Source organism: Pseudarthrobacter sp. O4, from assembly GCF_050157025.1.
In the GTDB taxonomy this organism is placed as follows: Bacteria; Actinomycetota; Actinomycetes; order Actinomycetales; family Micrococcaceae; genus Arthrobacter.
The window spans coordinates 1,977,784-1,991,912 of the sequence record NZ_CP189591.1; the positions used below are offsets into that span (position 1 = coordinate 1,977,784).

General features: G+C 63.7%; 13 protein-coding genes. 8 read left to right on the forward strand and 5 right to left on the reverse strand.

Features of this window, described 5'->3' with window-relative positions:
* Positions 1-329: 329 nt before the first annotated feature.
* Entirely contained in the window at positions 330-1,181 is an 852-nt protein-coding gene (locus ACQCSU_RS09105) for a phosphatidylinositol-specific phospholipase C/glycerophosphodiester phosphodiesterase family protein (RefSeq protein ID WP_426979415.1), read from the reverse strand.
* Between the two features lie 300 nt (positions 1,182-1,481).
* Positions 1,482-1,931 (reverse strand): bleomycin resistance protein, encoded by a 450-nt coding sequence (locus tag ACQCSU_RS09110; protein ID WP_426979416.1) that lies wholly within the window; start codon positions 1,929-1,931, stop codon positions 1,482-1,484.
* Between the two features lie 110 nt (positions 1,932-2,041).
* On the opposite strand from ACQCSU_RS09110, the gene ACQCSU_RS09115 reads away from it, so the two are divergent.
* The 6 genes from ACQCSU_RS09115 to ACQCSU_RS09140 all read left to right on the forward strand — a co-directional run bounded on the left by ACQCSU_RS09115 (position 2,042) and on the right by ACQCSU_RS09140 (position 8,650).
* Entirely contained in the window at positions 2,042-2,314 is a 273-nt protein-coding gene (locus tag ACQCSU_RS09115; protein WP_426979417.1) for a tetratricopeptide repeat protein, read from the forward strand.
* Positions 2,315-2,519: 205 nt separating this feature from the next.
* On the forward strand, positions 2,520-3,293 hold the full coding sequence (locus tag ACQCSU_RS09120) for an electron transfer flavoprotein subunit beta/FixA family protein (RefSeq protein WP_426979418.1): 774 nt from the start codon (positions 2,520-2,522) through the stop codon (positions 3,291-3,293).
* Between the two features lie 11 nt (positions 3,294-3,304).
* Positions 3,305-4,288: an electron transfer flavoprotein subunit alpha/FixB family protein gene (locus ACQCSU_RS09125; protein ID WP_426979419.1), complete on the forward strand. Its 984-nt coding sequence runs from the start codon at positions 3,305-3,307 to the stop codon at positions 4,286-4,288.
* A gap of 626 nt (positions 4,289-4,914) precedes the next feature.
* Positions 4,915-5,943 carry a cytochrome b/b6 domain-containing protein gene (locus tag ACQCSU_RS09130; protein WP_426979420.1) on the forward strand — a complete coding sequence of 343 codons (1,029 nt, stop codon included), beginning with the start codon at positions 4,915-4,917 and terminating at the stop codon, positions 5,941-5,943.
* Positions 5,944-6,143: 200 nt separating this feature from the next.
* Positions 6,144-7,508, forward strand: coding sequence for a glutamine synthetase family protein (locus tag ACQCSU_RS09135; RefSeq protein ID WP_426979421.1), 1,365 nt, complete (start codon positions 6,144-6,146; stop codon positions 7,506-7,508).
* Positions 7,508-8,650 carry an amidohydrolase family protein gene (locus ACQCSU_RS09140; protein WP_426979422.1) on the forward strand — a complete coding sequence of 381 codons (1,143 nt, stop codon included), beginning with the start codon at positions 7,508-7,510 and terminating at the stop codon, positions 8,648-8,650. Before ACQCSU_RS09135 ends, ACQCSU_RS09140 begins: the two co-directional genes overlap by 1 nt.
* A 147-nt stretch (positions 8,651-8,797) precedes the next feature.
* Here the strand turns inward: ACQCSU_RS09140 and ACQCSU_RS09145 are convergent, their stop codons facing one another.
* Together ACQCSU_RS09145 and ACQCSU_RS09150 are read right to left on the reverse strand one after the other, a co-directional pair.
* Positions 8,798-10,294, reverse strand: coding sequence for an amino acid permease (locus ACQCSU_RS09145; protein ID WP_426979423.1), 1,497 nt, complete (start codon positions 10,292-10,294; stop codon positions 8,798-8,800).
* Positions 10,295-10,517: 223 nt separating this feature from the next.
* The gene (locus ACQCSU_RS09150) at positions 10,518-11,684 is read right to left on the reverse strand and encodes an aminotransferase class V-fold PLP-dependent enzyme (protein ID WP_426979424.1); all 1,167 of its coding nucleotides are present in this window, start codon (positions 11,682-11,684) and stop codon (positions 10,518-10,520) included.
* A 92-nt stretch (positions 11,685-11,776) separates the two neighbouring features.
* Between ACQCSU_RS09150 and ACQCSU_RS09155 the strand changes: the two genes are divergently transcribed.
* Positions 11,777-12,319 carry a cupin domain-containing protein gene (locus tag ACQCSU_RS09155; protein WP_426979425.1) on the forward strand — a complete coding sequence of 181 codons (543 nt, stop codon included), beginning with the start codon at positions 11,777-11,779 and terminating at the stop codon, positions 12,317-12,319.
* A 163-nt stretch (positions 12,320-12,482) separates the two neighbouring features.
* On the forward strand, positions 12,483-13,238 hold the full coding sequence (locus tag ACQCSU_RS09160) for a cyclase family protein (RefSeq protein ID WP_426979426.1): 756 nt from the start codon (positions 12,483-12,485) through the stop codon (positions 13,236-13,238).
* A gap of 9 nt (positions 13,239-13,247) precedes the next feature.
* On the opposite strand, the gene ACQCSU_RS09165 is transcribed toward ACQCSU_RS09160, so the two are convergent.
* On the reverse strand, positions 13,248-13,976 hold the full coding sequence (locus ACQCSU_RS09165) for a GOLPH3/VPS74 family protein (RefSeq protein WP_426979427.1): 729 nt from the start codon (positions 13,974-13,976) through the stop codon (positions 13,248-13,250).
* Between the last annotated feature and the right edge of the window lie 153 nt (positions 13,977-14,129).

The following is a 14,129-nucleotide window of genomic DNA, read 5'->3' on the forward strand; positions in this document are numbered from 1 at the left end:
GAAGGGGTCATCGGGTCCGGCCATCAGCGAGTGGGCCTCTCGTTGCCGCGGGGCCCACGGGCGCAGGTCTCCGGAGACAATGGCCGCCACATCGACCCGGCAGGCAGATATACACTCCGAAGCTGCGTTCCGCGGTGCAGTGAATCAGGCTGTGAATCGTCGGGTGGTGGCGATTCCAGCGTGCGTGGTTGTCTGACATGGGGGTGTCAGGTGTCCCTGAAGTTGCGGTGTGTCCGCGGCTGCCGTGGGGCAGCGGCGGACGCACCTGCCGGTCCGGGTTCAGCCGCTGCTACATGCCGGGAATCTGCTAGGCCTCGTGGACCTTGGCCTTATGGCTGCCGGGCTTTGAGGAACCGTTCCAGTGCTGCGAGGTCGTCGGTGTTGATGTGGTCAACACCTGCCCGGTGAAGCTCGGTCCAAAGGGCTTCGCGTGCCTCGCCCGGCTGGTCCGGAGTCGCCCAGAAACGGACCCGGTATCCCTTGGCGTGTGCGTCCGCGACGTACGCGTGGAGTTTGGCGCGTTCCGCCTCGGGCATCGGGCCAACACCCTGCCATGTGAACAGCTTTGCCCAGTTGTCACTGATCAGCGGCATGAGCGTTGAGGGCATCCCGGAGGCAAGGTCGGATGAGCGTCCGTCGAAGAACCCGTAGCGTTTGTCTTCCGCCTGCATGGTGGTCGGCGGCCTGTTGCCGCTGATCACGGCGGTCACCGGGCCGGTGCTGACCTTGCCCTTGCTGTAATGGGTCATGAGAGCCGGGTGCTTGCTCAGTTCCTGCTCGATCGCAGCGTAAGTGCTCCCGGCGTCGCTCTTGATGTCGATCAGCAGCTGCAGGCTGCCGTCCCAGCCCGGATAGACGCTGTGGCCTTCCTGCTGGACAAGGTTGTCCAACGGATCCAGGTACAGGCTCGCCAGGGTCTCCCCAGGCTGTGCGTTCTCCCTGTCGTGAGCGACGAGAAGTTCGCCGTCAACCAGCCAAACGTCCGCCTCGAGGCTGGTGAACCCATGCTCCAAGGCGTCAATCAGCGGACGGCCGTGCTCGTAGTCGTTGTGTGCATGGGCCTCCAGCAGCGGCTGGCCCAGCACAACATCCCGGGATGAGGTGGCGGCAGATGAGGGGACGGCGATTCCGGTCAGGGACGTGAGGGCCACCAGCGCGGCGACAGCACTTTTGATAAGCACGGGGTTCTCCTTGGTGCGGTTCAGGGGGCATAGTTCAGCTCGACCGATCAGGCGCGCCGATGCCTCAAACAGGCTCCCCGATCCGCACTAACAGGGAAGGGCCACGCGGTGGAGGGCCGGTAAACAGCAGTGAACGGCCACGCTGAGCCGTTCCGTGACCGGCCGCAGTCCACGTCATCCTTCGGCAAGCCGCCCCGGTGACGACAACGCCTTACAGCACCCCGCCGATGCCGATCCAGCGGAGATGAGGCAGGAATGGCCGTTCCCGCCGCGTCGTCTCCGTGGATCCTCAGTGGATACTCATGCCTGCCCTGGAGAGACAGGCCTTCGTCCCAGGGACGCCTGGAATCGAATCAAATACCCGTCGGGATCTGCCACCAGAAACTGTGTGACGCCGGCTTCGTGATCGCCGGTTCTGTACCACCTGGTCTCGGGTGCCATGAAGAGCGGCCAGTCTCCGCCATCAAGCGCATTCACGAGCGGCTCGATCGACGGAACTGAAACCTGAAAGTTGATCCCGCGCCCGAGTGGACGTTCAAGAGGACCAGTGATCCAATTACGGCCCGCTCCCGCCTGCTCCAGCATGACGTGCGCCGCCCCACTGGCGATATAGGCGAATCCCTCATGGATCCGGTGATACAGCACCGCGAACCCACACAGCCGGCACCAGAAATCGAGGCTCTTGTCGAGATCCGTGATCAGAAGCTCCGGCACCAAGCCGGGATCGGGTGCAACGGTTGCTGAAGTCATACCAAGATCTTCCCACTTGCCCGAGAGACGTCCTGCTAGCAAGGTTAGGACAGGTCCCCGCCGCGGAGGCCGCATATCGCGAGGCAGTGGCCCAGGGCGACGTTCAAAGTATGAGCAACCTTGGCGCAAGCCTCCACGGTCGTGGGCACCTGTCGAAAGCCGAGGCGATGTTCCGGAAAGCCATAGCAAAAGGGAGCGCTCACGGTAAGTGGGGGCTCGCACGTGTATTCATCGACCGGGGAAAAACAGATGAGGCCGAGACCTTGCTTCGTCATGCTGCGGCGCAAGGACAAACGGAAGCCGCGACATGGCATTTTGCTCGTCGAACGCGGCGAGACGTCACGAGGAGAAGAAATCCTCCTCCAAGCTGCAGCAAGAGGTGAAGCCCAGGCTGCGAAGTTCCTGAAGAGCTTTTTGGAGCGGCACACCGACGAGACCGCCAGTTGAGGGCGTCCCTGAGGCGAAGACTAGGTACTTCAATTCACGACACGGGCTCTGTCCGCCAGGAAGGGCCCCACTTTCGTAGACTCAATGGAGATCCGACATGTCTCCTCTCTAGAGACAAGCCCGCCACAGGAAGAGCCATCGATGAAGATTATCGTCCTAGTAAAGGAAGTCCCCGACACGTACGGGGACCGAAAACTGAACCTTGAAACAGGCCTCGCCGATCGAGAAGCCAGCGAGGCAGTCATTGATGAGATCGGTGAGCGGGCCTTGGAGCTGGCACTGACGTACGCCGGCGCTAACGGCACTGAGGTCGCAGTCCTCTCCCTCGCTCCCGAGGGTGCGACGGCAACGCTACGCAGGGGGCTTGCAATGGGTGCGGGGAGCGCCATCCACGTCTCTGACGAGGCGCTGCGGGGTGCGGATCTTGGACTTACCGCTGAAACGCTCGCAGCAGCGATCCGTCGCGTTGGGTTTGACCTTGTGATCACTGGCAACGTCTCCACCGATGGATCCGGCGGCATGATTCCCGCGATGCTTGCAGAATTGCTGGACGTGCCGCATGCTACCGGCCTCAGCTCCGTAGAGATCAGCGACGGCGCGGTGTCTGGCTCCAGGCCGGTTGAATCCGGCGTGCAGAAGGTATCAGCGAACCTGCCCGCGGTGATTTCCATTACCGAGGCGCTTCCCGGGGCGCGCTTCCCGAACTTCAAAGGAATTATGGCCGCGAAGAAGAAGCCCCTTGAGATGCTTACCCTCGCAGACCTCGGGATCACGGCCGACAACCCGGACGCGGCGCGTTCGATCATGCTGACCGTTGCAGAGAAGCCCCCGCGTGCGGCGGGCGTAAAGATCATTGACGAGGGTGATGCCGGCGAGAAGCTCGCCGAGTTCCTTGTAGAGAACCGACTGGCGTAAGGAGTAACGACATGACTGGATTCCCTCGTGACGCGATCCTCGTCGTCGTGGAGACCCTGGCTTCCGGTGGACTCGAGAAGGCTGCGGCCGGGCTCTTTGGCGCTGCTGCTGCAGTTGGCACGCCAATTGCATTGGTACTTGCCTCACCCGGCGCCGGGAGCGCCGCCGCCGCGGAGGCCGCGGTCCTTGGTGCCGCGCGCGTACTGGTCGCGGAGACTCCGGATCCGTCCGCGCTCGGCGTGCCGAGCGTTGACGCGCTTGCCGCCGCTGTGGAGCAGGTGCAGCCAGACGCGATCCTGATTTCGCATTCCCTGAATGGGCGCGACCTCGCCGGCCGTTACGCTGCCCGTTCGCGTGCAGCGGTTTCTGCCGATGCGATCGGTGTGTCACGTGATGACGAGGGCGTCGTGGCACACCACTCCGTCTACGGCGGTGCCTACGATGTGACGTCAACGTCCACGTTTGGGGCGCCGGTGATTACGGTTCGCCAGGGCTCCATCGAGGCGCGTGCCATGGCCCAGCCGCAGGCGTCGGAGACCCTGGCAGTGCCGCCCTCCGGGAAGCCGGCCGCGCGGATCGACTCGTTCGAGGAGGTGGTTGCAGCCACCTCGCGGCCGGAGCTGCGTGGTGCCGCGAAGGTTGTCGCGGGTGGTCGCGGCCTCGGGTCGGAGGAAAAGTTCGCCCTCGTTGGACAGCTCGCCGATGCACTCGGTGCTGCCGTTGGTGCTTCGCGTGCCGCGGTGGATGCGGGGTACATCCCGCAGTCGCATCAGGTCGGCCAGACCGGGGTTTCCGTGTCATCACAGTTGTATATCGCGCTGGGCATTTCCGGCGCGATTCAGCACCGGGCCGGCATGCAGACCGCGAAGATGATCGTCGCCATCAACAAGGATGGGGACGCGCCGATCTTCGAGATCGCCGACTTTGGTGTGGTCGGCGACCTCTTCGAGGTCGTGCCTCAGCTGATTAGCGCACTTGAGGCTCGGAAGAAGTAGTGATGTCAACTCAGTCTCGGTCTATTCGGCGGGGCCTGCCGCGCGTCGAAGGCGGTGACCCCTGGCCTGCATCAGGCGAGGCGCCCGCACGCATTGTCACGGCAGGAGCGGCAGCCCGGTCGGCGTCTGATTCCGGGGTGGGATCGGTCACCGCCGGGCCAGCGGCCGCCGCGCCCCCCGTCCCTACTGCCGCCCAGGAAACGGCACCGGGAGCGGCATCGCCCGGCCCGGTCCCTGCAGTTAACGCGGGCGCCGCGGTGGCGCGGCAGCTTCGCCGTGGCCTGCCGCGCGTGCCGGGCGGCGAGCCTTGGCCGCCAAAGGGCGAGGTTTCGGTATCAGTGGCGGCCCTGTCCGTGTCCGGGGCTCCCGCCGCAGTCGCCACGCCCGCGCCGGCCGCAGATGCTGCTGAGAAAGCAGCAGTGCCGGCACCGGCGCCGCCTGTAGGTGCTCTGGCCACCACACCGGCTACAGCGGCGGCGGGAACCAGTTCGCTTCGTCGCGGGCTCCCCCGTGTCCCCGGCGGTGAACCGTGGCCGCCAGCTGGACTTGCTCCGGCGGTCGCCGCCGCCCCTGCGGTGCAGGCAGCTCCCGAACACATCGCCCCGGCCCACGCCACGGCTGCCAGCGTGGTGGAGACCGTTGCCGAGGCGGAGCCGCCGGCGACCGTGAGTGCACCAGCGGTCACCGCCGCCCCAGTGCCGGTGGCACAGTCCGTCGCTCCTGAAAAGCCCCTGAGGCCAAAGGCCGAGGCAAGGCTCTACGGATCGCGCACCCTGGGTCAATGGATCAAGCGCGTCGTGCTCCTCGCGCTCGGCGCCGTGGCTGCCGCCGGGATTCTGGTGCTCGCCGCGCGCGGTGTGACCACACTGCCGGGCGTGCCGGAGTTCCTCGAGAGGTACCCCGGCGAGTACCACCTGCCCGAGACGGCCGAGTCCGGCTTCCCGTGGTGGGCGCAGTGGACGCACTTCCTGAACATCTTCCTGATGGTGCTCATCATTCGCTCCGGCTATCAGGGGCGCACCCAGCAGAAGCCGCCGGCGTTCTGGACGCCGAAGCGCGGTGGCAAGAAGATCAGCATCAACCTGTGGCTGCACCAGTCGCTCGACATTCTGTGGCTGGTCAACGGACTCATCTTTGTGGTGCTGCTGGTTGCCTCCGGCCGCTGGGTGCGAATCGTCCCGACCAGCTGGGAGGCGTTCCCGAACGCGCTCTCCGCGCTCCTGCAGTACATGACACTCGACTGGCCCGTTGAGACCGGCTGGGTGAACTACAACAGCCTGCAGCAGCTCATGTACTTCCTCGTGGTGTTCATCGCGGCCCCGCTCGCGGCGATCACGGGTGCGCGCCTGAGCGAGTTCTGGCCGAAGAACGCGAAGACGCTGAACAGGATCTACCCGGTAGAGGTTGCGCGTGCGATCCACTTCCCGACGATGCTGTTTTTCGTGCTGTTCATTCTCATCCACGTGTTCCTGGTGTTCTCGACCGGTGCGCTGCGCAACCTGAACCACATGTTCAGCGGCACCGACGTGGTGAACTGGGTCGGGTTCTGGCTCTTCGCGGCCGCAATCGCAATCACGGTGGCCGGATGGTACGCCGCCCGCCCGCTCGTGCTCGCACCAATCGCGAAGCTGTTCGGTCAGGTGAGCAGCCGCTAGGCTTCACAGTTCTTCCTCGCGCGGCAGTCGAAGGTTGCCGGAGCTGAAGCGGACGACGGCGGGACCTCCCGCCGTCGTCCGCTTGCGTTCGGCCCGCTCCCCGACAGCGCAGACAAGCCGCCGCCGCTGAGCAGGCGATGGAGGCAGCGGCACATCTGTCGAACCTTTCATTGGACGGGGAGGCGCCGCATGATAGGCGCATGACCGAAATTGCATCAGTCGACGAATCCGCTGTTGCCAAGGCACAACGCGAGCTCGAAGCGGCCGGCGTCCGCACCGTGATCGGCACGGTGGTGAATGCTTCGGGCATCACGCTGGCAAAGAGCGTTCCGTTAGCCCGGCTCAAAACCTTCCACCAATCCGGGATGGGCGCTGCCCCCGTCTGGCATGTCTTCACCATCGACGGCGGGATAGCGTTCACGGACAGCATCACCCCCGTTGGCGATATGCGCCTCAAGATCGATCTCGCGGGACTCCGTGTCCTGCAGGGTGGCCGGGCATGGGCACCAGGCAGCCTTTTCGAACAAGACGGAGCCGCTTCTCCGGCCTGTGCCCGCGGCCTTCTGGCCGGTGTCGTCGGCAGCCTCGACGAGGCCGGATACCAGGCACTCGTGGGCCACGAACTTGAATTCTTCCTCGTCGCCCCAGACGGTTCAGCGCTGGAAACCGCACCCTGGGTTCCGTACGGGGCAACCGGCCTTCTGGACCGATCGGAATTCCTCGATGATCTGCTGTCAGTGCTGAACCATGCCGGCATTCCGATGGAGCAGATCCACGCCGAGTACGGCAGAAACCAGTTCGAGTTTTCCCTTCCCCCTGCTTCGCCGGTTCAGGCCGCGGACACCGTGGTCCTTTCCAAGATCATCGTTGGCATCGTCGCCAGGGCCCACAGCATGCATGCCTCGTTCTCCCCGCTGCCCTTTCCCGGCACCGTCGGAAACGGCGCCCACCAGCACTTTTCGCTCCACAAGAACGGCCTGCCGCTGTTCTCCGGCGGCAGCGGACCGCACGGCATCTGCGCCGAGGGAGGCGCGGCCATTGGCGGAATCATCGCAGGACTCCCCGACATCCAGGGTTTCCTCACGGGATCAATCTTGTCCGGAAGCCGCTTGGCACCCGGCACGTGGTCGGGCGCCTACTTGTGCTGGGGCCTGGAAAACCGGGAAGCCTCAGTGCGCTTTCTGAACGAGGGCAAGAGCAATCCGCACGGAGCCAACGTCGAGGTGAAAATCGTCGACCCGTCGGCAAACGTGTATCTGGCGTCCGCATCCATTTTTGCGCTCGCCCTTGACGGCATCCGCGGCGGGCGCAGGCTTCCGGCAGAGATCCCAGGTGATCCCGGACGGCTTTCGGAAGGCGAGCGGCACCGGGCCAACGTCCTGCTGCTCTCAGACTCCCCCACCGCCATCATCGACACGCTGGACAAGTCACGCCTTGCACGCGGGCTTCTCGGAGACGCCATCGTCGATGCCACGGTGGCCGTCCGGCGCTACGAACAGCGAATCTCCGCGGAACTCTCGCCGGACGAGCTTGCTGAACGCTTTCGACTTGCCTGGTCGATCTAATGGCGGGCGGTTCTTTCCCGGACTTCGTCGAACAAGTCAGCCTTATTGATCACCACGTGCATGGCGCGTTTCACGTCGACGGTGATGAGGCACGCTTTCAGAACTCGCTCAACGAAGGAAACACCGAACCACTGGCCAACCCCGGGGACGCCTACAGCACACAAATCGGGCTCGCCATCCGACGCTGGTGCAGCGGAATTCTTGATCTGCCACGGCACGCCTCACCGGCGGACTACTGGAGCCGGCGCTCCGAGCTTGGAGAAATCGAGGTGTGCCGGCGCATGACCCGCGCTGCTGGCGTGAGCGACTGGCTGATCGATACGGGATTGGATGCCGCTGACTACCTCGGCAAGGCCGGCATGGCCGATGTCTCCGGTGGGCGAACCCACGAGATCGTTCGGCTGGAACTGGTCGCCGAGTCGCTGATCCAGGAGATTGCCAACCCGGCAGATTACGTCGAAGAGTTCGGTCGGCGGCTTCAAGAGCTCACCCTCAGCGCCGTGGGCGTCAAAACAGTTCTCGCCTACCGCGCAGGATTCGACCAGAATCTCAGCCGACCGGCACCGGCTGCGGTTGTTGAAGCAGCCCGCCGCTGGCAGGAGAACCCGCGCGCCGGCACCAATGCGAAGCTCACCGACGTGACACTCATTGCCCACGGGATCTACACGGCGGTGTCGATGAAGCTTCCGCTGCAATTCCATGTTGGATTCGGTGACCGCGACCTGGACCTACACAAGACCAATCCCCTGTACCTCTTGGATTTTCTGCGGTCCCCCGAAGTCCGAGACACACCAATCATGCTGCTCCACTGCTATCCATTCGAGCGCGAAGCCGGCTATTTGGCCCACGCCTTTGAAAACGTCTATATCGATGTGGGCCTGGCCGTGAACTTCACCGGGTCACGGAGCCGGGATCTGGTGGCCCGCTCATTCGAACTGGCTCCGTTCACGAAAATCCTTTACTCCTCCGACGCCTTCGGCCCGGCCGAACTCCACTACCTCGGAGCGAGACTGTGGCGCAACGCGATCACCAAGGTAGTCGGCGGATGGATCGCCGACGACGACTGTTCCGAGGCGGACGCCCGCGAGATCGTGCAACTCGTCGCACACGGCAACGCCCGCCGCGTGTATGCGCTCCCCTGAGCGCCGACCCGAGATCCCGAGCAAGCAGAACGGACATCACCTTCCAGGTTCATGGCATGACGAAGGCTCCCGGCGAACAGCATTGGCGATTATCGGCTGTCCACCGGGAGCCTCCTTGGTTCAAGGCCGGGCAAGCAATACTTCTGGCTAATGTGATCCTTCTGCGGCGGGCGCAAAGTCCGAACCAGGCGAAACGGCATTGGTCCGCGCGATTTCCTCCTGCAGCGGGTCATAGCGCCCGCCGCCGGCATTGGTCCGTTTGTCGACGAAGTAGTACGCGATCAGCAGCAAGGCGAAGAAGGGTACGCCCGCCATCCACGTCCAGGTCAGGCCATCAATGAAGATCGTTGAGACCAGAACGGCCGTGAGGAAGAGGATCGCCAGCAAGGTGGTGACGGGCGCGCCCTTCAGCCTGGCCGGTGACTGGGGGAGATTGTGACGGGCCCGAACAATGCGGAACCGGATGTGGGTGATCAAGATCAGAATCCAGACGACTAGCGCGCCGAAAACTGAAATTCCGAAGAGCGCCAGGTACGCGCTGTCGGCGGCGACCACCGAGATAATTGCCGCCAGCAGCATCCCCGCGGAGCTCAGGATCAACGCCAGCGCCGGGGCGCCACCCTTGGTCAGTTTGCCGGTCCACTGCGGCGCGTACCTGTGCGCCGCCAGCGAATGGAGCATGCGGGTCGTGAGGTAGAGGTTGGCGTTGGCGGAGGACAGCGCCGCGGTCAGGACGACAAAGTTCATGATCGTTGCGGCGGCCGGGATGCCGGCGGCCGCAAAGACCAACACGAACGGGCTGGCATGGATGTTGCTGCCCACCTGGGCCGTTTCAGTCCACGGCACGACCGCCAGGACGATCGTGATGGCAACGACGTAGAACAGTGCCAGACGCAGCGCCATTGACCTGGTGGCCCGCACGACGTCGCGCGCCGGGTTTTCGGACTCCGCGGCAGTAACCGAAACAACTTCCGTGCCGATGAAACTGAAGATCACAAAGACCATGGCCAGCAACAGGCCCTGGACGCCGTTCGGCATGAAGCCACCGTTGGAGACCAAGTTACCAACGCCGACGGGCGGCCGGCTGGGAAGGCCGAAGACGATCAGGGCAACACCCAAAAGGATGAAGGCGACGATGGCGCTGACCTTGATCATGGAGAACCAGTACTCAACTTTGCCGAACAGTTTGACGGCTGACGCATTCACGCCCAGGATCGCGATGGAGAAGACAATCGTTGTGAGCCAGAGCGGAATTTCCGGCCACCAGAACCTGACGAAGATTCCGGCGGCAATGACTTCGCCGCCGATGGCAATGCACTGAATAGCCCAGTACGTCCACCGCACGACGAAACCGGCCCACCGGCCAATGTAGGAGTGGGCCAGAACGCCAAATGCGCCGGCGGTGGGGTGAACCACCACCATCTCGGCAAGCGCCCATGCGATGACGAGCGCGACGAGCCCGCACACCACGTAGGCAATGATTGTTGATGGGCCGGCCTGCGAGATGGCAAGCCCGGAGCCTAGGAATAGCCCGGTGCCAATTGCTCCGCCCAACCCAATCATGCTGAGCTGGCGTCCAGTTAGCCTGCGCTGCAGGCCGTGGGTGTTCGCTTCCAGGGGAGCCGATGTTTCGCGTACCGTCATGACGTATTCCTCCTTTGTTTCTAGGGAAATCTGGGGAAATGCAGTGTTTCTAGCGCTGTTCGGCGATTGCGGCGGGGCGCGGCACCATAGTTCTGCCGCGGGGCCGTGGGCCTTGGATCAATCAGGTTGGCGCGCTGGCCATCCCCCGCCGCCCCGCCGTCGGGCCATTTCTCCGTTGAAATGGCCCACCTTGCAGACGTCGGCGGCTACCCGGGCGTTGCTCCTACAGCGAGCGGTATTCCGTCAGAGCGTTGATAGCCGTGTCGATGTCGGCGTCGGAGTTGTAGTAGTGAAGGGACATGCGCAAAAGTTCGCCTCGTGGGGCCGTCATGATGCGCCGTTCATGCAACCATGCGCCCAGCGCGACCGGGTCATCATCAAAAACGGCCACCTGCGGGCCGTGGCGGTCGCTGTTCTCGGATCGGCTGACCTTGAATCCGGCGGCCACGGCACCGGCAGCCAACTTGTCGGCAAGGCGCATGACGTGGGCGAAACCGGCAACCTGGTCAACCCGCTCCAACAGCCCCAGGCCGGCGACAGCGGCGTAGGCGGCCGGAATGGCAGGAGTCCCGGCTTCGAATCGGCGCGCATCCTTAGGGTAGTCCACCAATTCCGGGTCAAATGCAAAGGGATTTACGCGTCCGAACCAGCCCGTGAGTTCCGGATCCCGTTCTGAGTCAACGCCGTCCTTGACGTACAGGAAGGCTATGCCGGCCAGGCCCAGCATGTATTTGAGCGAGCCGGCCACAAGGTAGTCGCAATCCATTGCCTTGACATCGATCGGGACCACGCCAGCACCCTGATATGCGTCAACAAACATGCGGGCACCGCGCTGGTGGGCCAGCGCGGTGATTTCGGCGAGCGGCGGCCGCGCGCCGTCATGGTAGCTAATCAAGGGGGCTGAAACCAGGGCAGTTGACTCGTCGATGACGTTGTCCCAAGCTTCAACTTCCAAGGACTCAAAACGGTCGGAGACCATCTTGATTTTGGCGCCCTGGGCCTGCTGGGCCCGGAGCACGTGGCCCACGGACGGGAATTCCAGGGCGGACGTAACGATATCCGTCCTGTTGTTCCAGGCGAAGCTCGAGGCTACCTGGTAGGCGCCCTCGGATGCCGAACTGACGATGGCAATCTCACTGGGGTCTGCATTTATGAAACGTGCAAAGCGGGCCCGAGCCTCTTCCACCTTGTTCATCCACAGTTCCCACGGGGCTCCGGAGTTCTGTAGTGAGCCGGCGATGTCGAGCAGGCTGTAAGTTAGTTGGGCCGACAGAGCGCCCTGGCTGCAGCTGGCCAGGTGCGTCATGTTGGCCAGTGGCGGGAACTCCCGACGGAAGTCGGCGGGATCGAAGTCCACGCGATCATGTACCGTGAATTTATTCGTCGTCATGGTAAGACCATATGCACGAAGTTTAGTGTGGTCAATGGTTATTTAGTGCCACTGAATATGGCTCTGGCTTCAGCGATCCCGAAAGGAACACAATGGATGGCCTGCGCATACGCGAGTTGCGGAAGGAACAAGGGATGACGCTGGCCCAGCTGGCCAGTCAATCCGGCCTTTCCGAGGGGATGATCAGCCAGGTTGAGCGTGACCTAACCGACCCGAGTCTCGAAACGCTGCGAAAAATCTCCCGCGTCCTGAACCTGCCGCTCTTCCAGCTTTTCAATCAGGATGACGCCGCCCCCAGCAGGCTGGCCGTGCTCAGGAAGGGCCGTCAAGTCCAAATAACATCCCCGGCCACGAACATTACGTATCTCCGGCAGTCGGCGGGTTACGGTCAGCTCGAAGTCCTTCGCGGAACCCTCGCCCCGGGTGGCGCGTCGAGCGCGGAGCCGTGGAGCCATCCCGCAGAAGAGTGTGTCGTCGTCATATCTGGGTTGCTGGAAATCGAGATCCAGGGCGAACGCATCTCATTGGAGCCCGGTGACAGCTGCCACTTTGATTCGACCCTTCCCCACCGGCTGGTCAACACCAGCGACGAGCCCACGGTGTTCATTACCGCCGTGACGCCGCCGAGCTACTAGCGGCCGCAAGACGTACTGCGTCCATTGACGGGGAGGCCGCTGGGTAGTGTGGGCAAAATCGTGGCGTGGCACTTTGGTGACGATCGTCAAAATTTGGTTCAACAGAAGGGCAATCCTCGTGACTACGACAGGTACGACTCGGCTGGCTGAGGCTTTGCAGGCTATGGTGCGTGGAGACATTGAAATCATTGATCTCACGGCTCCGCTGAGCAGCAGCACGCCCGCATTGCGTCTTCCGGCACCGTTTGCAAACCTCATTGACTTCAGCCTCGATGAGGTCAGCGCGTACAACCAGCCCGGCCCCTATTGGCGCCACAACAACATTCATACCGGCGAGCACATTGGCACCCACCTCGACGCGCCCATTCATTGGGTGACCGGCTGGGACGGCCTTGATGTGTCTGAAATTCCGGTGCAGCGACTCATTGGACCCGCCGTCGTATTGGACTTCACTGAGGAAGCTGCCAACGATCCCGATTTCCTGATGGAAATCTCCCACGTCAAGGCCTGGGAAACCCGGCACGGCGCCCTTCCCGACCAGGCCTGGGTGCTCTTCAGGACCGGGTGGGACAAATACTCACGGACCGAAGAACAGTTCCTGAATGTCGATGAGTCGGGATCGCACACGCCCGGCGTATCCGCCGAGTGCGCCCAGTGGCTCGCCGAGGAAACCAACATCACCGGCTTCGGCGTCGAAACCGTGGGAATCGACGCCGGCAACGCCGTGGCCCTGGACCCGCCCTTCCCAGCGCATCACTTCCTGCTCGGCAACGACAAGTACGGCATCACGTCGCTTCAGAACCTGGACAAGCTGCCCGCCGTCGGCGCCGTCCTGATCGTGTGCCCGTTGCCAATCGTGGGCGGGACCGGAAGCCCGACTCGAGTGCTGGCGCTCGTGGACAAGACAGCCGCGGCCTAGGTCGCCCCGTCATATGCCCGGTTCTTCTTCCTCCGCCAGTCTGATCATGCGCAGTTCGTCCTCCACCGCGTGGGAAGGCCAATAGTCCTTCGCCAGCGTACTTGCCCGGACCTTGTCTGCTGCCGGTACGAGCTTGCCTAGCAGTCCGGCCGCCTGAAGCAGGGCGATCAGCGCTGTGGTCCTGGCATCGGGCTTCGCGGCATCAGGCTTCGCGGGAGCGGGCGCCCCTGCATCGGGTGTCCCGGCATCCAACCCTCCGGCATCGGTCGCCGTGGCATCAGACGCCCCGGGATCGGCTGGCGCACCGCTGAGTGCGGCCTGGATCTTTTTCAGGAGCGCCGCCTCCGGAGCGTGGTCCTTCTCCGGGTACCGCACGCTCCGGAACAGACCCACATGTTTTTCGCCGACATGTTCCACGATGCCCAGTGCCGCCATCCCCTCGTAGACCCGCTGCACTGCGGCGCGGCCCTCCAGCATGGAGACCCACCGCTTGGGAGTGTGGGGCCGAGACTTGCCCCGGATGAGCTCCAGCTCGTGCTGGAAGTCCGTTTGCGGGGCGGTGCCGGTAGCCCTGACGCGCTTCCCCTGCAGCCCGATTGCCCCGATCAGGTCCAGCTCGGCCAATACTGCCCGTGCGTACACCGGCACTTCAGGTGTGCCGTCTTTGTCGTTCGTTGCCAGAAGGAGGAAGGCCTGGGGAAGGTTCAGCTCCGCCGCCTGCGGCGTTTCAGCGTTCATACGAACATCGTGGCGCGGTTGGGCGGCCGCCACAATGAGGATTTACCAGCGTCGACGTCGGCGTCTGCGTTGCCCTGCCGCTGGCCAACCGCTTCCAAAAGTTTGCGGCCCCGGTGAACGGACGACGGCGGGAGCTTCCCGCCGTCGTCCGTT

Excerpts from the sequence above, each read along its gene's own strand:
- ACQCSU_RS09110 (WP_426979416.1), bottom strand. The coding sequence starts at position 1,931 with ATGACTTCAGCAACCGTTGCACCCGATCCCGGCTTGGTGCCGGAGCTT.
- ACQCSU_RS09115 (WP_426979417.1), top strand. The coding sequence starts at position 2,042 with ATGAGCAACCTTGGCGCAAGCCTCCACGGTCGTGGGCACCTGTCGAAA.
- ACQCSU_RS09120 (WP_426979418.1), top strand. The coding sequence starts at position 2,520 with ATGAAGATTATCGTCCTAGTAAAGGAAGTCCCCGACACGTACGGGGAC.
- ACQCSU_RS09125 (WP_426979419.1), top strand. The coding sequence starts at position 3,305 with ATGACTGGATTCCCTCGTGACGCGATCCTCGTCGTCGTGGAGACCCTG.
- ACQCSU_RS09135 (WP_426979421.1), top strand. The coding sequence starts at position 6,144 with ATGACCGAAATTGCATCAGTCGACGAATCCGCTGTTGCCAAGGCACAA.
- ACQCSU_RS09140 (WP_426979422.1), top strand. The coding sequence starts at position 7,508 with ATGGCGGGCGGTTCTTTCCCGGACTTCGTCGAACAAGTCAGCCTTATT.
- ACQCSU_RS09145 (WP_426979423.1), bottom strand. The coding sequence starts at position 10,294 with ATGACGGTACGCGAAACATCGGCTCCCCTGGAAGCGAACACCCACGGC.
- ACQCSU_RS09150 (WP_426979424.1), bottom strand. The coding sequence starts at position 11,684 with ATGACGACGAATAAATTCACGGTACATGATCGCGTGGACTTCGATCCC.
- ACQCSU_RS09155 (WP_426979425.1), top strand. The coding sequence starts at position 11,777 with ATGGATGGCCTGCGCATACGCGAGTTGCGGAAGGAACAAGGGATGACG.
- ACQCSU_RS09160 (WP_426979426.1), top strand. The coding sequence starts at position 12,483 with ATGGTGCGTGGAGACATTGAAATCATTGATCTCACGGCTCCGCTGAGC.
- ACQCSU_RS09165 (WP_426979427.1), bottom strand. The coding sequence starts at position 13,976 with ATGAACGCTGAAACGCCGCAGGCGGCGGAGCTGAACCTTCCCCAGGCC.